Genomic DNA, 16,827 nt, shown 5'->3' on the forward strand with positions numbered 1-16,827 from the left:
CGACCATTTACTTTTACTATCTTTGGAGGTGTTCTATATGCACTATGCATTTTCACGTATAAGGCTACGTAGCTTTTTTGGATGGATGATTATAGGGGTGTTCCTTATAATGATACCATTAGGTCTAGCAAATGTTTCTGAGAATACGATGGAGGTTATTTCACAAATAACTGTATTTTTTGTATTTCCATTACTTTGGCTATACGTAAAAACAAATAAAAATAATATTGTATTTAACAGTTTTTTTGATAAGCCAGGACGTTTATCTTGGGGATTAATTGTATTAGCAACGATAATGGGGATGATTTTTTCAGTTGGCATATCTCAGATTCAATTTTACATATTAGCACATACGTTACCGAATTTCTTAGTTACTATGCTAGAAGACGGAAATGTTATTAATACGAGTAACGTATATATGACGATATTTACTTTCATTTCAGCATGTGTGTTAGCACCTATTATGGAAGAGGTTATTTTTAGGGGATTTTTCTTACAGCGAATGGCTCATAAATGGGGAATTAAAAAAGCTGTAATTATATCTTCAATTATTTTTGGCCTAGGACATTTTGATGTTATTGGTGCGTTCATGTTTGGTGTCGTTATGTGTCTTTTATACATAAAGACAAAAAATATATGGACGAATATAGCTGTGCACGCTCTAAATAATTTGATTGCAACAAGTATGCAATTTTTCGGTGGAGAAGAAAGTGGTACAATCTCAATTACTGAATTACAAGCGCAAAGTAATTTATGGATTGGTATCGGTCTTACAGTTGTTGGATTACTATGGTTAATTCCGTATGTTTGGAAACAATGGCGTACAGTAAAAGAAGTTGGCGTGCCACCAGTACGTTTTATAAATGAGCAAAAAGTAGTGAATTCATCACAAGAAAATGAAGTGTATAGTCAAGTGATCGTAACCGATAGATTAATGGCTGTAGAGCTACCAGATGAGGCTGTAAATAAGCTTCGGTTAGAAGAAAATGATTATGTAACAGTAGCTGTAGAAGAAGATAAAATCGTTATAAAGAAAGCACATAATAGATAATTAAAAAGTAGCTCTTAGGAGCTACTTTTTAATTTGTAATAATTTCTACACGAAAATTATTACCGTTCTTTACATATTTAATATCTGTAACAGTGCGGACTGTCTTTAAAATCTCCACTTTTTCACCAATTCGCGGGATGGTCGGAACATTGTCCCAAATACCAAGCAAGTCATCTAATTGTGCCGTTTTTTCATAAAACCAGATTTTCAATGTAAAGCCCCTTTCTCGAATATTATGTATTTTAATACATAATATATTATTTTTATTCTTATTGTAAGGGGTTTTTTTATAATTTATGAATAAAAATAAATTAATCTTCTGGGAAGATATGTTCAATATCAGGAGTAAGAGATACTTCTGATAATACGATATGAGAAACTGTCGTTGCATATGAAGAAACATCATTGATAAATTCTTCAAGTTCAACGAGTGAAGGAACAGAAATTTTTACAATGTAGCATAAGCTTCCTGTTACTCGGTAACAAAAACTTGCAGATGGATAAGACTGAATAAACTGTTGCATACGTGTTGTATCACCATTTTTTAAAGTGATTTCTAAAATACAATCTAAAACTAGTCCTGCTTTTTTATAGTCGATATCGATTGTATATTTTTGAATAACGCCTTCACTTTCAAGTTTACGAACACGTTCTGCAGTAGACGGAGCAGATAAGTTTACTCGTTTCGCCAATTCACGCATAGAAAGGCGACTATCATTATATAATTCATTTAAAATTTTTCGATCAACACGGTCTAGTTGCATTTGTAAATATACCTCCAGTAAAATAATGATTTTTGAAAAGGAAAAATATAAATTAAGATTCATATGAAATGTAAAGTGAACGTTATTTATTTTACAATAAAACAGAAGGAAATAGGAGGGGAAATGATGGAGAGAATTTCATTATCAAATGTAGGAGATACAAAGTTTCAAAAGTTATTAGGGCATAATTCGGATATATTACACTCGTGGAGTACGTTAGAAGATACACTGTACAATAAAGGAACTCTTTCAGCAGAGTTGAAGGAGCAAGTGAGAAGAACATTAGCGTATGGGAATGAATGTCCGTACTGTATGGCAAAGGGAAGACCTGATGATGTGCAAAAGGCAGAGGAGATTGGTGTAGCCGTTACTTTTGCGCATACATTTGTTCATGACCGAAAAGCAATAGATGATACTATGTTTCACGCTTTAAAACAATATTGGACAGAAAAAGAAATTGTAGAGCTTTGCGCCTATGTTTGCTTTATTACTGCGTCACAACAACTTGGTTTTCTATTTCAATTACAGCCAAATTAAGGGGGAAATGATGACAAATCAAATAGCACTTATCATAATCGATGTACAAAAGGCATTTCAATTACCAGATTGGGGCGAGAGAAATAATATTTTTGCTGAAGAAAACATGAGAATTTTGTTAGAAGAATGGAGAAAAAGGAAACGACCAGTTTTTCATATTCAACATGTAAATAAAGAAAATGCTCAGTCAATGTTTTATGAGAGAGCGGAAACGGTAAACTTTAAAGAAGAAGTGCAACCACTACTTGGTGAAGTGGTTATTCAGAAATTCGTTAACAGCGCGTTCATTGGGACAAATTTAGAAGAGCAATTAAGAAAGAACAAATGTAATGCAGTAGTGGTTGTAGGATTAACGACAAATCATTGCGTGGAAACTACGACACGAATGGCAGGGAATTTAGGATTTACAACATATTTAGTGAGTGATGCAACGGCTACTTTTAACCGTATAGGTTTAGATGGTAAAGAGTATAGTGCAGAAGATATTCACAATATGACACTTGTAAATTTACATGAAGAGTTTGCTACGATTGTGACGACAAAAGAAGTGTTAAAATTATTTTAAGAAAATAATTGCGAATTATGTAGAAAAAAATAAGAATATTTCGTATAATCTAAGTACAATCATTTTGAAAATAGGGGTGGCATCATATGGAGCAAATTTCAGTAAAGAAATTAGAAGAGGTACTTGTTGTAGCAGGGGATGATAAACAGAAGCAAAAGGAATTTTATGAATTGCTCTTATCTACTGAGTTTTATGTTGCTGGTTCACTAGAAGCAGAGGACGGGGCAACAGAAGGAATACTTCGTTTGCGTCATTTCCAAGGAGAAGGTAGATGGATCGTTCCGTTCTTTACACAAATGGAATTTGTAAAAGATGTGTTGCCAGAAGGAACGCCCCTTATTACGATACGTGGGAAAGAGTTATTTGGTAGCATTGAGAAAGATGCTACAGCTGTATTAAATGTTGGCACTGATATAAGTAAAACATTTATTCCAGAAGAAATTGCAGATATCGCATCTGGACGAATTTTTAATTATTATAAGTAAAAGGAAAAGCGTAATCGCTTTTCCTTTTACTTTTTAATTTGAATATGAAGTGGCTATACCAGAAGAAATAGAGACTGTTTTATTATTCGTGTTTATTGTCGCTGTAGCTCCAAGTGGAATACCGATGTTTGGACTTATATGTCCAATTGGTAAATCGAATAGGACAGGTATATGATATGGCGCGAAATATTCATATAATATTGTTTGCAATGATTGAGAGGGCTTTGAAGGAGTGCAGTCGTGACAACTTGTGAAAATAACGCCCCTGCATTCATTAAACTTTCCAGATAAAAGTAGCTGATTTAACATACGGTCAATGCGGTACGGTTCTTCACCAATGTCTTCAAGTAATAAAAGTGTATTGTTCGTAATTATCTCGTAGGGCGAGCCAATTATACTTGTTAACACAGCTAAATTTCCTCCAACTAACGTACTTGTAACTGTACTGTGAGAGCTAGGTACGATACATTCTGATGCAGATAAAATGGTTGAATACGGATGGAATAGCTGATTAAAAGAGGATAAAGATAGGGAATCAATACCTTTTCCTAGTTCTTCAATCATCGGACCATGAAATGTTATAAGCTTTGCATAACGTGAAACAGCAGTATGTAAAGCTGTAATATCGCTATATCCCCAAAAGATTTTTGGATTTTGCCTAATAACTTCATATTGAATGTGAGGAAGAAGACGAGCACTTCCATAACCACCTCGTGCACAAAAAATTGCCTTCACTTCATTATTTGTAAATGCTTCATGTATATCGTCAAGCCGAACTTGATCACTTCCGGCTAAAAATCCATATTTCTCGTAAACACTCTTCCCGATTATTACGGATAACCCCATCTCTTGTAATACATTCACACCTTTTAATACACTTTCGATTGTAGGTGGACCAGATGGTGCAATAATCATTACTGTATCACCTTGTTTTAATGCATTTGGATAAATCATTAAGCTCAGCCTCCTTCTCTTTCAATATATTCGCTTCATATGAAGTTCAACCCTTGCAAAAGCAGGGGAAAGCTTATCAAATAAAGAAGATATAAAGGAAATAGGAGGGGAAATGATGTTTACAAGTCGAGTAACAGACATATTAAAAATTGAGTATCCCGTTGTTCAAGCCGGTATGGCAGGCGCGATTACGACGCCAGAACTTGTTGCAGCAGTAAGTAATAGTGGAGGATTAGGGACGCTTGGAGCCGGCTATATGAGCCCAGAACAAATTCGTGAAGCGATTTATAGAATAAGAGAACTAACAGATAAACCTTTCGGTGTTAATTTACTTGTAACGAAAGAGATAGAAATAGAAGAAGAGAAGGTAAATGAGGCGAAAGTATTACTAAGCGGAGTGAATAGAGAATTAGGTATAGAAGTAGAAGGAACGTTAAAGCTTCCAAAAAGCTATAAGGAACAATTACAAGTGCTATTAGATGAAAAAGTACCGGTCGTTAGCTTTGCATTTCAAACGTTAGAAAAAGAAGAAATAAATGATTTAAAAAGAAGTGGAATAAAAGTTATCGGAACAGCTACCCATGTGAAGGAAGCGAAAGTACTTGCTGAACTAGGAGTAGATATTATTATTGGGCAAGGTAGCGAAGCAGGAGGGCATAGAGGAACGTTTATTGGGAAAGAACGAGATGCTATGATTGGTACTTTTGCGTTAATACCTCAGTTAGTAGGGGTTATTCCGCATATCCCAATTGTCGCAGCAGGTGGTGTAATGAACGGACAAGGGCTTGTTGCGGCATTGGCACTAGGAGCAGAAGGTGTTCAAATGGGATCAGCCTTTTTAACAAGTGAAGAGAGTATTACGCACGATGTGTATAAAGAAGCGGTTTTACATAGTACAGATACGAGCACAACTGTAACTCGTGCGTTTTCCGGGAAATATGCACGCGGTATTCGGAATGAATTTATAGAAAGACATGAAGGAAAAGAAGAAGGGCTTCCGGTATATCCAGTGCAAAACGTATTAACTTCTAAAATACGCCAAGAGGCAGCGAAGCAAAATAAGGAAGAATATATGTCACTTTGGGCAGGACAGGCAGCATCATTGGCACGAATCGAATCAGCTCAGCATGTAGTGGAGCGAGTTATGAAAGAAGCGGCGAATGCAATCGAGCAATTACAAAATATATACAAAAAGACCACTTGAGTAATTCAAGCGGTCTTTTCGTTAGTTTGCTTTATAAAATTGTTGGATGGCTTCGTCGATGTAAACCCAGCCTTTCCAACCTAAGTGCATATGATCTTTTAAGAAGTATTTATCGTATTCATGATTTGAGAAGTCGGCAATTGGATAACCAGCTTTTTCAATTTGCTCATGAACTTTCTTATAGTATGCTTCGCGGCGTTCTTTCGGGAAGCCAGCGTAGTCGTACCAAGGACCTTTGACAGGAACAGAAATGAAGAGTGGTTTTGCACCAGATTGTTTTAATAAATCAAGTACAATTTGTAAATCTTCATATTCTGGCGATTGGTCATAAGCATCATTTTTTAAGTAACCTTCACGTTGCTTTAATTTTTTCTTAATTTTGCTATTGAAGTAACCATCTTCGATACCATATTCATTAGATCCAGATTCTGCTGCACCTGTTTGATCCGCATGTTTACGAGCCTCTTCCCAGTTCATTTGTTTTAATGAAGGATCGAGCTTCTCTTTGTGCGGTTTAATATTAAACATAGCTGTAAATAAATCTTTACGATCTAAAATGTTACGATAAATATAAGCGAAAGGTTTAGCAGCAAGTGCTTTTACTTTATACTTCGTATCATCATAAGCGATACCTTCAAGCGAAATTTTTAATAAAGTTTCTTTTTTTACAATCTCAAAGTTTAATAAACGCTTTGCAATTTGTTTTTTCATTTCAGGTTTTAAATCATTGTTGAAAATGAAGTGGTAACCTTGTTGTTTTGAAAAGTTAGGTGCAAAGTGCGTTTCGTCAATACCTTGTGGTACAAACCATTGCGGAGAAAGAACGAATACCATTTTCTTATCTTTCAATTGATCCATTGTAGATGCGAAGTTTAATACATGTACAAGGTCTTGTGTTCCGCCGCGTCCAAGAAGGAATGGCGTAAATCCTTCAGGCTTTACTTTAAAATAATTAGATGGATGGAAAGCATCCATACGTGCGAATTCCGATGAACCGTACATCGGAAGATATTTTGGATCTGCTAACATCTTTTGCTGTAAAATCATACTTTGAATTTTTTCTTCTTTTAAAGAAGTAGCAGCTTGTTCTACTTTTTCATCACTTAAAAGTGGAAGTAGGAAGCGCGTTGGAATAAGTAAGAATACAGCAAAAAGGGCCAATGCTAAAAGCATCGGACCAAATTTTGCTTTGTTCATCGGATTTCTTCCAACTTTTTAATAACCATGTTTGGTGTAGCCCACTCGTCACGGTCAAAATCAGAAATAGAAACTTCAATATCTAAACGCTCTTGGAATTCAACTAATAAAGATACTATAGCGAAAGAATCAAGGATACCTTCTTCAAATAATTGAACATCTAAGTTTTCTTTCACAATATCGTTTTCACATACTTCTTCTAAAATATCTAATACTTGCTCTTTGAATTCTGCCATTTTTAAAATCTCCTTTATATCCGAAATATATTATATGTGCAACTTCTTAATGGAATAAGAAGGGTGCATTAAAAGTATCTGTTAAGGTGTCCAGAGAAGATTAGGAAACCGAAACATACAACGTGGAACGTAATTACAATCGCAAGGATGTGTGTAAATTTATTGTTTGGCCAAAACTTATGCTTTTTGTTTTTTCGTTCAAAAATATCGAATAAAATAAACAGTGCGGCATGGTATAGACCATAAATAACATACTGCGCAACAGCGCTTCCTTGGATGTGCCAAATTCCCATAATGAAGAAGTTTAAAAATGCACCGATATACGAAATAGTGTAACGGTTCTTAATTAACTTTTTCTTCGTTGCAAAAAAGACGAAACGCATGTAAATAAAATCACGGAACCAGAATGATAAACTCATGTGCCAGCGGTTCCAGAAGTCTTTAATATTACGACTAAGGAATGGCTTATTGAAGTTTTCTGGCGTTTTAATTCCCATCATATAACTTACACCAATTACAAAAGAGCTATAACCAGCAAAATCAAAGAATAGATATAAGCTATAGCTATACATGTAAATCATATTTGAAAATATTGTATCGTGTTGAGCGAATGCTGGATCCATACAATATTGCTTTATTAAGTAAGCAATAATAAATTTATACAAGAAACCTTGGAAAATACGATTTAGTCCTGTATATAGTAAATTTTGATATTCTTCAGCGCTAGGTGGCTTTTGAATATCTTTTTGGAATCTTCGGTAACGATCGATAGGTCCTGTTGAAATCGCAGGGAAGAATAAAACGAATTCCCAGAAGTTAAAGAAAGAAAGCTCTTTAATTAAACCATCACGAACTTCAAATACCATTTGAACTGCTCTGAATGTTACGTAAGATATACCTAGGAAAACAACAAGTTTTAACTCAGGTAAAAACGATGCAAACGGCGCGATTTTTGCCAAAATAAGAGGCAAAATCGATAAAATAACAGCTATGCAAAATGTGAATGTACTATTATTTTGTTTTCTTAAAATTAAATAGCCTTTAATAAGGACATATTGCCAAATAATAAATGCAGCTAGCATCATTGCTTGCTTTGGTTTATCTGAGAAGATAATAGCAATCATGACTAATGTTAAAACGGCATTATATTTGCGCAACATTTTACCTTTTAATCCAGCTATGATAGTAGGTATTAATAAAATGCCCACTATAGCGAAAAAATAAAATGATCCATATGCGGTCATGCTGTAACCTCACTCAATAATTTTTTGCGATCTACCTTTCCATTTGGTGTCATTGGAATAGAAGATTGATACATGAATTTACGTGGAATCATGTAGTTTGGTAATCGCTCATTGAGTTCTTTTTTGATTGCAGATGTTAATTTGAATTCTTTTTCAAATGAATGTTCTCCAGGAACAACAACCGCTAATAAATAATCGTATTTCTCACCTTTTTTAATTGGAACGATAACTGCTCCTTCTACGTAAGAACACGCACGAAGGTGATGCTCAATTTCTTCTAATTCCATTCGATAACCATGCAGCTTAATTTGGAAATCAAGACGACCATTATAGAATAGAAGACCATTTTCAACATAGCCAGCATCGCCTGTTTTATAGGCGCGCTCACCGTCAATCATAGTAAATGCTTTTTCTGTTAATTCAGGGCTTCCTAAATATCCAACGCTTACGCTTGGACCGACAATTACGATTTCACCTTTTTCACCATCAGGTGCGATCGTGCCATCTTCTTTCATAATAAGAAGGCGACAGTCTGATTTACAATAGCCAACTGGAAGTGATTTGTATTGATCAAGCACTTCTTCTGTAACGTGAATACCTGTTACAGCGACAGTAGCTTCTGTTGGACCATACGTATTCATAATTGTTGCTTTAGGGAAACGTTCAATTAATTTTCTAGCCACTTCATTTGGTAACACTTCGCCGCAGAATAAGAATGTTTTCATGTTCGGTAGCATACTCTCAGAGAAAGATGCTTCCATTAAACACATTTCAGCGAAAGAAGGTGTGGAAGTCCATACTTGAATATCCGATTGCTCTAAAGAAGCAAACAAGTCTTTTGGACGCGCAATCATATCTTTATCGATTGCCCAAAGTGTACCACCTGTTACTAATGATGGGTAAATATCCATTACAGATAAATCGAATGAGAAAGGTGCTTGGTTTAAGAATACTTGCCCTGTTTGTAAGTTGAAATCTTCTACAGCCCATTTTGTAAAGCTAACAAGGCAGTTATAAGTAATCTGAACCCCCTTCGGATTACCTGTGCTTCCTGATGTGTAAATAATGTAGAAATTCTCATCACCTTTTACCGCATGTTCAGGATTTGGAGTGTTCCCTTTATGAGTAAAGAAAATATCTTTTAAGTTGTCTTCACTTACGATGCGAACTGGTAAATCAGTTACAGTTACTGCTGTTGCCGATAAAAGTAATTTCGCACCAGAATTTTCAGCAATACGTTGTACACGATCAGCTGGGATAGATAAATCTACAGGAATGTAAGCATGTCCAGCTTTTACACATCCTAAAAAGTTAATAATCATTTCAGGTTGCATATGGCCATACACCATAATTGGTGAACGATCGTCTGGATACTCAGAAGAAATCCAATGTGCTAACGCATCAGAATCTTCCTTTAATTGTTTGTACGTAATTTTCGCATCTCGCCAAACAAAAGCGGTTTGATCAGGCGTTTCTGCAGCCCACTTTTCAATTTGTTCTAATAACTTCATAACGTTCCCACCCTAGAATTCATTGTAAATAAATGTACTTGTGTTTGTATCATGGAATCCATACAACCAAAGTAATGCAAATAAAATTGCAAGATAATAAACCGTCTTTGCAACCCATTGTGTGAGTGGTCGAGACCATATCTCTTTTAATCTTTCCATGTCTTTCCCTCTCTTAATGAAATAATAGCTCTTTGTAGGTATCATGTCCTACATTATTGTGAAAAAAACAAAATCCCACATTTTAGGTAAAAATAAGTCAAAAGGCTCTTTTCTGATATTAGCACTAAATACTAAAAAAGAAAATCCCTAACTTAGCAATTATATTACATTCAGCATGAATTTGTAATGGGTTTGACATGTAAATAGAAAGTGGATTGTGTGAATACATAAAAGTGGACTATAAGAATACGTAAAAATACAGTGTTTGTTTTTATTAATCATTTAAGACGGAGTAAACTTTTAAATTTCTAGTTCTTTTGAAAAGGAGGAAATTATCATGAATAGAGTGTGGAAGAATCTAATTTCGGAAGAAAATATCGTGAAATGGAGAAGGCATTTCCATAAGTATCCGGAATTATCATTTCATGAAAAAGAAACTTCGCAATTTATATATGATACATTATGCTCATTTTCTTCTTTTGAAGTAACGAGACCGACGAAATATAGTGTACTAGCAATTAAAAGAGGTGTGAAGCAAGGGAAAGTAATTGCGATTCGAGCTGATATAGACGCTTTGCCAATTCAAGAGGAGACAAGTAAATCTTATACATCTGTGAATAAAGGAATGATGCATGCATGTGGGCACGATGCTCACGCAGCTATTTTATTAAGCACAGCAGAGGTGTTATCAAATATAAAGGAAGATTTTGCAGGTGAGATTCGTCTATTCTTTCAGCACGCAGAAGAGGTGTATCCAGGCGGGGGACAAGAAATGGTTGAGGCAGGTGTAATGGACGGTGTTGATTATGTAATAGGTTTACATGTTATGTCAGGACTTGAGAGTGGAAAGATAGGAATTGCATATGGACCGATGATGGCAGCTCCAGACGTATTTACAGTTGAGATTCAAGGCAAAGGAGGACATGCGGCGCGACCAGAAGAAACGATAGATCCTATTGCTATCGGAGCACAGATTATTACAAATCTACAACATATCGTATCAAGAAATACAAGTGCTTTTATGCAAAGGGTTGTTTCAGTTACACAATTTCATGGGGGAACGGCTGACAATATTATTCCTAGTACAGCAACTTTAATGGGAACTGTTCGTTCATTTAATCAAGCATTGAGGGTGGAAGCAGAAGGGAAAATCGAGAAAATTGTGAAAGGAATTACAGAAGCACATGGAGGATCGTATACATATACGTATCGATATGGATATGATCCGGTTATTAATGATGAATATATTACGAAAATAGTAGAAGAAAGTGCACTACATTTGTTTGGGAATGAGCGTGTTGTGAAGCTTGAACCTTCTATGGGTGGAGAAGATTTTTCAGCATATTTAAGAAAAGCACCTGGTTGTTTCATTAAATTAGGAACAGGTAATGAAAATATATATACTTGTTATCCACATCATCATCCGAAATTTGACTTGGATGAATCAGCATTAATTTGTGGAGTGGAGCTATTTTTAGAGACGACTATAAGATTACTAAAATCATAGAAAAACAAAAAAAGGCAACTGCACTCTATTGCAGTTGCTTTTATTTCTTTCCGTCAGAGAGGGCTGAGAAAGAACTATGCTCATTCATAGTATATGAATAGCTAACGGACAAGCTTGTACATTTTAATCATTTTTTTAAAAATAGTTATTGACATTGATAATCAATGTCAATTAATCTAAATATAGTTGGAATTGATAATTATTATCAATAGGATGGATGCGACATGTTAATGAGAAAGAATTTTCACCTTCTGCGGAGGGGATTAAAAGATAAAAATAAAGATGTTGATCAGCATATGGAATGGCAAAGAAATGTAATTCGGTCTGAATATGTAGATGAGAAGAAGAGCATTCAAACAGAAAAAGAGATACAAAGTAAAGGGAGAGGTTCAGTTGAGTAAGTTAGTAATGATTTTTGCAAGTATGAGTGGAAATACAGAGGAAATGGCTGACCATATTGCCGGCGTAATTCGTGAAACAGAAAATGAAATTGAAGTTATTGATATTATGGATTCACCAGAAGCTTCTATATTAGAACAGTATGATGGAATTATTTTAGGTGCATACACTTGGGGAGATGGCGATCTTCCTGATGATTTCTTAGATTTTTATGATGCAATGGATTCTATTGATTTAACTGGGAAAAAAGCGGCAGTATTCGGATCATGTGATTCGGCTTATCCGAAATACGGAGTGGCAGTTGACATTTTAATAGAAAAGCTACAAGAGCGCGGGGCAGCAGTTGTGTTAGAAGGACTAAAAGTAGAATTAACGCCAGAAGATGAAGATGTAGAAAAATGTTTACAGTTTGGAGCTGAATTTGTAAAACACCTTTCTTAATGGCAGAAGGGAGATGAAGAGCAAGTGCATGAGAAAATCTCAATCAAAACGATGACAGATTATCATTTGTATGATTTTATGCGTTGTCCGCATAAATTTTATTTTCGTCACATAAAAAGAAGAGAACCTTCTTCATTTGAATGGCAACAAATAGCACAAATGATTGTCAATCAAATTATTAACGAGTATTACACGCTACCTGCGGGTCAACAAACGAAAATTGTACTTTTAATATTAATAGAAAAGTATTGGAAAAAAGTAAGGATTAATATGTTTGCTTCGAAGACGGAGTACTATATTGTATTAGCGAAGCTAACGGATCACTTATTACAGTTCGTTGAAAAGGATGATAGTCAGACACCACCATTGTTTTTATACGAGAAGTTTCAAACATATATGGAAGAGTTAGGTGTCCACATGTCATTGACATTTGAAGTTGGTGAGTGGAGTGCTGAGTCGTTTGTAATTAAAAAGTATGTTGTCGATGCAGATGAGGAAATGCTTGCTCTTTGTCAGAAGCTAATGACAGTATTCAGTTATAAAGCTTTCGGAGTTCTTCCAGGAAAAATTGAAGTTATTAATTTAATAGAAGGAACTAAGTATGAGTACATTCCGAAACAGGAAGATATTATAACTGGAATGGCTGATTTATCTAGAATGAAAGAAATGTTAGAGCAACCTGAGCATTATACAGAGCGTCATTTTCGTTCTGAGTGTATAAGTTGTGCGTTTCGTAGTGAATGCCAAGGGGAAGAAGTAAAGACAGAAGCGAAACAGAAGAAAAATATAGTTCATTAAAGGATGCAACTTTGCATCCTTTTTTGTTATTGACATGAAAAGCTTTTCATCATTTACGGTATATTTGTAGCAGATTTTAATAAAGTGAAACTTTAATCAGTGGGGGTTTTGTCAATCACCCACTGATTATCAGCCCTCATTAATCGGGCTACCCACAAATAGCAGAATAAAGGGAGGAATAATCAATGAAAGATGAAACAAAAGTATTTCAATGGTTAAAAGAACAAAATGCTCCTTTTGAAATTCAACTGCAAATTTTACAGGCGTTTCAATTGTATAAAGTTATTGTTGAAATGGATAAAAAGTTAATGATGTATGAGGAGAGAGTATATAGGGAGAGAATGTAATCTCATCCCTGTAATATCGTTTTTAGCTGTTCTGTGCCTGTAATGAATTCGAGTTCATTCTCTGACTCAAAGTTATAAATAATATTATGTAGTAAAGGACTGTATTGATAAAAGGTAGTAATACGATGAATGAGTAATGGATCATGATGAGAAATAAGTGTACTGTACTGTTCATATACAGATGTAGTAAACTCATCTCCGAAATCATAATATAGTCCTGCAAAATCAAAAGCAGGATCGCCAATTTGCGCATCACCAAAATCGATAACACCTGAAATGCTTTTGTTATGCTTGTTAAATAAAATGTGATGATGAGTAAAATCAGCGTGAATGATTGTGTTTTGAAAAGTGGATGTAGCTAAACATGCAAAGAAATTTTCAAATAAGCGATTTAAGGCTAGTTTCTGTAATGAAGTAAGGCTAGTAGTGAGATATTGGTTTAATTTTGTTTGTAGCTCTTTCCAGTAGGTACATGTTTTTTCAATAGGGAAACATAGCGTTGTAACTTGGTGTAAAGGAATACTATGTAGTACCGCAAGGAAAGTAGCTAATTGTGTAATAATTGCTTTCAGCTCTGTATCCTCCAGCGTGGCAACTGTTTCTGTTTTTAATGGTTCACCATGAATGAGAGTATAGTAACTACAAAGAGGAACCTCATCAGATTCATTTTTATAAATTAGGTGATATTGTGGAACTTCGATTTCTTGTAGTGATTGAGTGAGAATTGCGCATAGTTCTTTTTCTAACGGAATTCGCATCGCATATTCCTGTTTTCGCGGGAAACGAAACAGTAGCTCATCATTTACTATAACTGCTACATTATCCCATCCTTCTTCATTTTGTTTATATGAATGTATAGAAAGATTAGGCAAAGCTTCTTTTATATAATGTTTGTAAGAGTCCATAATTGTTCCTCGTTTCTGAGTTAAGTTATTCTATTTTATGATATCAGAATTTTCTTTCTATATGTTAAAATATATCTATTATTATGAAGAAGGGCGGGAGTATTACGAAAAAAAGACTGTTAATCATTTCTCTATGTATCGCTTTTGTATTGTTTTGGTCATATAAAGAGGAGGTTTTTGCTACCTTTAAACCGATTGATCAGTACGAGTTAAATAAGGAATTAAAGAACAAAAGTATAGAAAATTTAACTCATAATGAAATGAAAAAGGTAGGAGAGCATTTTGTGACTGAACAACTATCAGTGTTTGAGTTTAATAATAAAGAAGATGTGAAACGAAAAGGTGAAGAACTATTTTTAAATAGAGGGTATGAACAATTAATGGGAAATTATTATCCAAATCGTTTTCGAGATTTAGAGTATAAATTTACAAGCGAGGAGATACGTGAAGAGACCAATGAGAGTTTTCTTTATCAAGCTGTAGCGTACGTTGCGGGTACTGAAAATGATAAGAGTAAGAGAGGCGAAATGAAATTGAATTATGAAGTGAAAATTGTAAAGGTTAATAATAGATTTATGGTGCTAGAACAAAAGCAGCGCGTACAATAAAGGAAATTCATTGCTCAATAGATCATTTGGGGGTGTACTACTTAATGCGGAATAAAAAGGCCCTCAAGGAATAAAGGGCCTTTAAAGATTTTCATTTTGTTGACCAAGTTCTTTTTGAGCAATATATAAATTCCCTTGCTCGACTTGTTTAAGAGTATGAACAGAATCTCCTGCATATCCTTTTTGTGTTTTAACAGTTCTTTTTGAACGATTGGAATCTTGTTTCTTCATATAATAGGCCACCTTTCATCAAAAATAAACGAAAATGATAAGTATGAGTAATACAGCAGCGAAAATGGTAATGCCCATTAAAAACGAAGTGTTTTTATATTTAGGTGGCTTATGTACATCTTGCCGATATCCAGGTGAAATTTCAGGGGCAAATTCTTCATCGAATGATTGCTTTTTTTCTTTGTCGTCCATATGTACCCACCTTTCTTTTTCATTATATTATACGTTACAAGAAAAAATATGCATAAAGAAAACAGCCGCTTTATTATTAGCGGCTGTTTTGTGTTGTATATTTTCGTTGTACTTGAAAGAGACGGATAAGTAGGAAGGCAGCGCCAAATGCTAGACCGATAATAAGACCGATCCAATAGCCTTTCGCGGCCCATTCTGTATACGTCGCTAATATGTAACCTAGTGGTAGACCTATTATCCAATAAGCAATTAAAGTCATAATTAGAGCAACATTTACATCTTTATAACCACGCAAAGCTCCTTGTACAGGGGTTGCAATTGCATCTGAAATTTGAAATAAAATTGCAAAGATAAGAAATTCTTTTGCTAAATGATGAACTTTTACATCTGTCGTATAAATAGAAGCAATTTGATCATCAAAGAAGTAGAGAAGAATCGAATATAATAAAGCAAAGGCAAGGGCTAATCCAATTCCAATCAATCCGTATTGTTTTGCATTATCGTAACGTTTTGCTCCAACTTCGAATCCGACCGCAATAGTCATTGCCATTGCTAAACTTAGCGGAGTCATATATAACAAGGAAGCAAAGTTCATAGCTGCTTGGTGAGCTGCAATAGTTGTCGTACTAAAATTACTCATCATGAGCGTTACCGCAGCGAAAATACTCGTTTCAAAAAAGATAGCAAATCCGATAGGGACGCCAAGTTTTAAGAATGCTTTCCAACTCGAAAGAGAAGGTCGGTATAATTGTTTGAAAATGTTGAAAGAGGCAAAAGGCTCTTTCGTCTGAATAATAATGACTGTAATAATTAAAATGCACCAATATGTTGCAGTGGAAGCAATTGCTGCTCCGACACCACCAAGCTTTGGGAAACCGAAGTTACCAAAAATTAATAGGTAATTTAATATTACGTTAATTGGTAATGATAATAATGTAATAATCATCGTTGTTCGAGTTTTTCCTAATGCATCAATAAATCCACGTAAAACAGTGTAAGTGAATAAAGGTATAATTCCTATTGCGATAATACTTAAAAATTGCGCTGCAATACGTTCCACAGGTTCTTCTAAGCGCATGCCATTTAAAATAGGTGAAACGACGAAAAAACCGATGAGGATAACAACGAAGCTAGCACAAATTGCTAAATAAACTGCTTGTATGACAACGTGGGGAACGTCCTCTTTTTTCTTGGATCCAACGAGCTGTGCAACAATGGGAGTAGTAGCCATTAAAATTCCTGTTAACCCCGTACTAACTGGAATCCATATACTTGTTCCAATTGCAACACCTGCTAAATCAGTTGGACTTGCATGTCCTGACATCGTTGTATCAAAAAAACTCATCGCAAATAATGACATTTGTGTTACGAAAATCGGAAAAAATAGTAATACAAATTGCTTTAACTTTTGTGAGAATGAAGTAGTTTCTTTCATAAAATCCCCTTTCCGTATAAAAAAACAAACTCTTACTATCATACAATTTAATCAAAG

23 protein-coding genes are annotated in these 16,827 nt (G+C 34.9%); 11 read left to right on the top strand and 12 right to left on the bottom strand.

Translation table 11 applies throughout. The annotated features are described in order from the left end of the window. Positions 1 to 37: 37 nt before the first annotated feature. Positions 38 to 1,051, top strand: a complete 1,014-nt coding sequence (locus tag ACTFN4_RS07785) for a CPBP family intramembrane glutamic endopeptidase (protein ID WP_065223924.1) — start codon at positions 38 to 40, stop codon at positions 1,049 to 1,051. Positions 1,052 to 1,079: 28 nt separating this feature from the next. On the opposite strand, the gene ACTFN4_RS07790 is transcribed toward ACTFN4_RS07785, so the two are convergent. Then, entirely contained in the window at positions 1,080 to 1,262 is a 183-nt protein-coding gene (locus tag ACTFN4_RS07790; protein WP_000707107.1) for a DUF3913 family protein, read from the bottom strand. A gap of 100 nt (positions 1,263 to 1,362) precedes the next feature. Beyond that, positions 1,363 to 1,815, bottom strand: coding sequence for an Lrp/AsnC family transcriptional regulator (locus ACTFN4_RS07795; RefSeq protein ID WP_001175498.1), 453 nt, complete (start codon positions 1,813 to 1,815; stop codon positions 1,363 to 1,365). 126 nt (positions 1,816 to 1,941) lie between these two features. On the opposite strand from ACTFN4_RS07795, the gene ACTFN4_RS07800 reads away from it, so the two are divergent. The 3 genes from ACTFN4_RS07800 (at position 1,942) to ACTFN4_RS07810 (ending at position 3,402) form a co-directional block, all read left to right on the top strand. Then, a complete protein-coding gene (locus ACTFN4_RS07800; protein ID WP_000439756.1) occupies positions 1,942 to 2,352 on the top strand; it encodes a carboxymuconolactone decarboxylase family protein in 411 nt (136 codons plus the stop codon). A gap of 10 nt (positions 2,353 to 2,362) precedes the next feature. Beyond that, on the top strand, positions 2,363 to 2,917 hold the full coding sequence (locus ACTFN4_RS07805) for a cysteine hydrolase family protein (RefSeq protein WP_000184436.1): 555 nt from the start codon (positions 2,363 to 2,365) through the stop codon (positions 2,915 to 2,917). 86 nt (positions 2,918 to 3,003) lie between these two features. Next, positions 3,004 to 3,402 carry an SseB family protein gene (locus ACTFN4_RS07810; RefSeq protein ID WP_000435265.1) on the top strand — a complete coding sequence of 133 codons (399 nt, stop codon included), beginning with the start codon at positions 3,004 to 3,006 and terminating at the stop codon, positions 3,400 to 3,402. A 33-nt stretch (positions 3,403 to 3,435) separates the two neighbouring features. On the opposite strand, the gene ACTFN4_RS07815 is transcribed toward ACTFN4_RS07810, so the two are convergent. Further along, a complete protein-coding gene (locus ACTFN4_RS07815; RefSeq protein ID WP_000640079.1) occupies positions 3,436 to 4,356 on the bottom strand; it encodes a S66 peptidase family protein in 921 nt (306 codons plus the stop codon). A gap of 115 nt (positions 4,357 to 4,471) precedes the next feature. Between ACTFN4_RS07815 and ACTFN4_RS07820 the strand changes: the two genes are divergently transcribed. Next, entirely contained in the window at positions 4,472 to 5,560 is a 1,089-nt protein-coding gene (locus tag ACTFN4_RS07820; protein WP_000495279.1) for an NAD(P)H-dependent flavin oxidoreductase, read from the top strand. Between the two features lie 21 nt (positions 5,561 to 5,581). Here the strand turns inward: ACTFN4_RS07820 and dltD are convergent, their stop codons facing one another. The 5 genes from dltD to ACTFN4_RS07845 form a co-directional block, all read right to left on the bottom strand. Next, on the bottom strand, positions 5,582 to 6,757 hold the full coding sequence (dltD, locus tag ACTFN4_RS07825) for a D-alanyl-lipoteichoic acid biosynthesis protein DltD (RefSeq protein WP_001030268.1): 1,176 nt from the start codon (positions 6,755 to 6,757) through the stop codon (positions 5,582 to 5,584). Further along, positions 6,754 to 6,993: a D-alanine--poly(phosphoribitol) ligase subunit DltC gene (gene dltC, locus ACTFN4_RS07830; RefSeq protein WP_439962205.1), complete on the bottom strand. Its 240-nt coding sequence runs from the start codon at positions 6,991 to 6,993 to the stop codon at positions 6,754 to 6,756. Before dltC ends, dltD begins: the two co-directional genes overlap by 4 nt. A gap of 68 nt (positions 6,994 to 7,061) precedes the next feature. Further along, positions 7,062 to 8,237, bottom strand: a complete 1,176-nt coding sequence (dltB, locus tag ACTFN4_RS07835; protein WP_000127933.1) for a D-alanyl-lipoteichoic acid biosynthesis protein DltB — start codon at positions 8,235 to 8,237, stop codon at positions 7,062 to 7,064. Continuing rightward, positions 8,234 to 9,748 (bottom strand): D-alanine--poly(phosphoribitol) ligase subunit DltA, encoded by a 1,515-nt coding sequence (gene dltA, locus ACTFN4_RS07840; protein WP_000770505.1) that lies wholly within the window; start codon positions 9,746 to 9,748, stop codon positions 8,234 to 8,236. Before dltA ends, dltB begins: the two co-directional genes overlap by 4 nt. 12 nt (positions 9,749 to 9,760) lie before the next feature. Further along, the gene (locus ACTFN4_RS07845; RefSeq protein ID WP_000440293.1) at positions 9,761 to 9,907 is read right to left on the bottom strand and encodes a teichoic acid D-Ala incorporation-associated protein DltX; all 147 of its coding nucleotides are present in this window, start codon (positions 9,905 to 9,907) and stop codon (positions 9,761 to 9,763) included. 337 nt (positions 9,908 to 10,244) lie between these two features. Between ACTFN4_RS07845 and amaA the strand changes: the two genes are divergently transcribed. The 5 genes from amaA to ACTFN4_RS07870 all read left to right on the top strand — a co-directional run bounded on the left by amaA (position 10,245) and on the right by ACTFN4_RS07870 (position 13,399). After that, positions 10,245 to 11,414, top strand: coding sequence for an N-acyl-aliphatic-L-amino acid amidohydrolase (amaA, locus tag ACTFN4_RS07850; protein WP_001082783.1), 1,170 nt, complete (start codon positions 10,245 to 10,247; stop codon positions 11,412 to 11,414). A gap of 224 nt (positions 11,415 to 11,638) precedes the next feature. Then, positions 11,639 to 11,815, top strand: a complete 177-nt coding sequence (locus ACTFN4_RS07855; RefSeq protein WP_000929023.1) for a hypothetical protein — start codon at positions 11,639 to 11,641, stop codon at positions 11,813 to 11,815. Then, positions 11,808 to 12,254 (top strand): flavodoxin, encoded by a 447-nt coding sequence (locus ACTFN4_RS07860; RefSeq protein ID WP_000041153.1) that lies wholly within the window; start codon positions 11,808 to 11,810, stop codon positions 12,252 to 12,254. The genes ACTFN4_RS07855 and ACTFN4_RS07860 overlap by 8 nt, the downstream gene beginning before the upstream one ends. Before the next feature lie 24 nt (positions 12,255 to 12,278). Further along, the gene (locus tag ACTFN4_RS07865) at positions 12,279 to 13,052 is read left to right on the top strand and encodes a hypothetical protein (protein ID WP_000544574.1); all 774 of its coding nucleotides are present in this window, start codon (positions 12,279 to 12,281) and stop codon (positions 13,050 to 13,052) included. A 185-nt stretch (positions 13,053 to 13,237) separates the two neighbouring features. Next, positions 13,238 to 13,399, top strand: coding sequence for a hypothetical protein (locus tag ACTFN4_RS07870; RefSeq protein WP_000651086.1), 162 nt, complete (start codon positions 13,238 to 13,240; stop codon positions 13,397 to 13,399). Positions 13,400 to 13,401: 2 nt separating this feature from the next. Here the strand turns inward: ACTFN4_RS07870 and ACTFN4_RS07875 are convergent, their stop codons facing one another. Continuing rightward, positions 13,402 to 14,304 (bottom strand): aminoglycoside phosphotransferase family protein, encoded by a 903-nt coding sequence (locus tag ACTFN4_RS07875; protein WP_000378985.1) that lies wholly within the window; start codon positions 14,302 to 14,304, stop codon positions 13,402 to 13,404. Between the two features lie 83 nt (positions 14,305 to 14,387). Between ACTFN4_RS07875 and ACTFN4_RS07880 the strand changes: the two genes are divergently transcribed. Then, positions 14,388 to 14,912 carry a hypothetical protein gene (locus tag ACTFN4_RS07880; protein WP_048538170.1) on the top strand — a complete coding sequence of 175 codons (525 nt, stop codon included), beginning with the start codon at positions 14,388 to 14,390 and terminating at the stop codon, positions 14,910 to 14,912. Positions 14,913 to 14,993: 81 nt separating this feature from the next. On the opposite strand, the gene ACTFN4_RS07885 is transcribed toward ACTFN4_RS07880, so the two are convergent. The 3 genes from ACTFN4_RS07885 to ACTFN4_RS07895 form a co-directional block, all read right to left on the bottom strand. Then, entirely contained in the window at positions 14,994 to 15,143 is a 150-nt protein-coding gene (locus ACTFN4_RS07885; RefSeq protein ID WP_000743742.1) for a hypothetical protein, read from the bottom strand. A gap of 18 nt (positions 15,144 to 15,161) precedes the next feature. Beyond that, positions 15,162 to 15,335, bottom strand: coding sequence for a hypothetical protein (locus tag ACTFN4_RS07890; protein ID WP_000341062.1), 174 nt, complete (start codon positions 15,333 to 15,335; stop codon positions 15,162 to 15,164). Between the two features lie 76 nt (positions 15,336 to 15,411). Next, positions 15,412 to 16,770, bottom strand: coding sequence for an MATE family efflux transporter (locus tag ACTFN4_RS07895; RefSeq protein WP_439962206.1), 1,359 nt, complete (start codon positions 16,768 to 16,770; stop codon positions 15,412 to 15,414). Positions 16,771 to 16,827: the final 57 nt, after the last annotated feature.

The sequence above is a fragment of the Bacillus cereus group sp. MYBK95-2 genome, assembly GCF_051915225.1.
Taxonomy (GTDB): Bacteria; Bacillota; Bacilli; order Bacillales; family Bacillaceae_G; genus Bacillus_A; species Bacillus_A cereus.

Coding starts and splice junctions, on each gene's coding strand:
- ACTFN4_RS07785 (WP_065223924.1), top strand. CDS start 38: ATGCACTATGCATTTTCACGTATAAGGCTACGTAGCTTTTTTGGATGG.
- ACTFN4_RS07795 (WP_001175498.1), bottom strand. CDS start 1,815: ATGCAACTAGACCGTGTTGATCGAAAAATTTTAAATGAATTATATAAT.
- ACTFN4_RS07800 (WP_000439756.1), top strand. CDS start 1,942: ATGGAGAGAATTTCATTATCAAATGTAGGAGATACAAAGTTTCAAAAG.
- ACTFN4_RS07805 (WP_000184436.1), top strand. CDS start 2,363: ATGACAAATCAAATAGCACTTATCATAATCGATGTACAAAAGGCATTT.
- ACTFN4_RS07810 (WP_000435265.1), top strand. CDS start 3,004: ATGGAGCAAATTTCAGTAAAGAAATTAGAAGAGGTACTTGTTGTAGCA.
- ACTFN4_RS07815 (WP_000640079.1), bottom strand. CDS start 4,356: ATGATTTATCCAAATGCATTAAAACAAGGTGATACAGTAATGATTATT.
- ACTFN4_RS07820 (WP_000495279.1), top strand. CDS start 4,472: ATGTTTACAAGTCGAGTAACAGACATATTAAAAATTGAGTATCCCGTT.
- dltD (WP_001030268.1), bottom strand. CDS start 6,757: ATGAACAAAGCAAAATTTGGTCCGATGCTTTTAGCATTGGCCCTTTTT.
- dltC (WP_439962205.1), bottom strand. CDS start 6,993: ATGGCAGAATTCAAAGAGCAAGTATTAGATATTTTAGAAGAAGTATGT.
- dltB (WP_000127933.1), bottom strand. CDS start 8,237: ATGACCGCATATGGATCATTTTATTTTTTCGCTATAGTGGGCATTTTA.
- dltA (WP_000770505.1), bottom strand. CDS start 9,748: ATGAAGTTATTAGAACAAATTGAAAAGTGGGCTGCAGAAACGCCTGAT.
- ACTFN4_RS07845 (WP_000440293.1), bottom strand. CDS start 9,907: ATGGAAAGATTAAAAGAGATATGGTCTCGACCACTCACACAATGGGTT.
- amaA (WP_001082783.1), top strand. CDS start 10,245: ATGAATAGAGTGTGGAAGAATCTAATTTCGGAAGAAAATATCGTGAAA.
- ACTFN4_RS07855 (WP_000929023.1), top strand. CDS start 11,639: ATGTTAATGAGAAAGAATTTTCACCTTCTGCGGAGGGGATTAAAAGAT.
- ACTFN4_RS07870 (WP_000651086.1), top strand. CDS start 13,238: ATGAAAGATGAAACAAAAGTATTTCAATGGTTAAAAGAACAAAATGCT.
- ACTFN4_RS07875 (WP_000378985.1), bottom strand. CDS start 14,304: ATGGACTCTTACAAACATTATATAAAAGAAGCTTTGCCTAATCTTTCT.
- ACTFN4_RS07880 (WP_048538170.1), top strand. CDS start 14,388: ATGAAGAAGGGCGGGAGTATTACGAAAAAAAGACTGTTAATCATTTCT.
- ACTFN4_RS07885 (WP_000743742.1), bottom strand. CDS start 15,143: ATGAAGAAACAAGATTCCAATCGTTCAAAAAGAACTGTTAAAACACAA.
- ACTFN4_RS07890 (WP_000341062.1), bottom strand. CDS start 15,335: ATGGACGACAAAGAAAAAAAGCAATCATTCGATGAAGAATTTGCCCCT.
- ACTFN4_RS07895 (WP_439962206.1), bottom strand. CDS start 16,770: ATGAAAGAAACTACTTCATTCTCACAAAAGTTAAAGCAATTTGTATTA.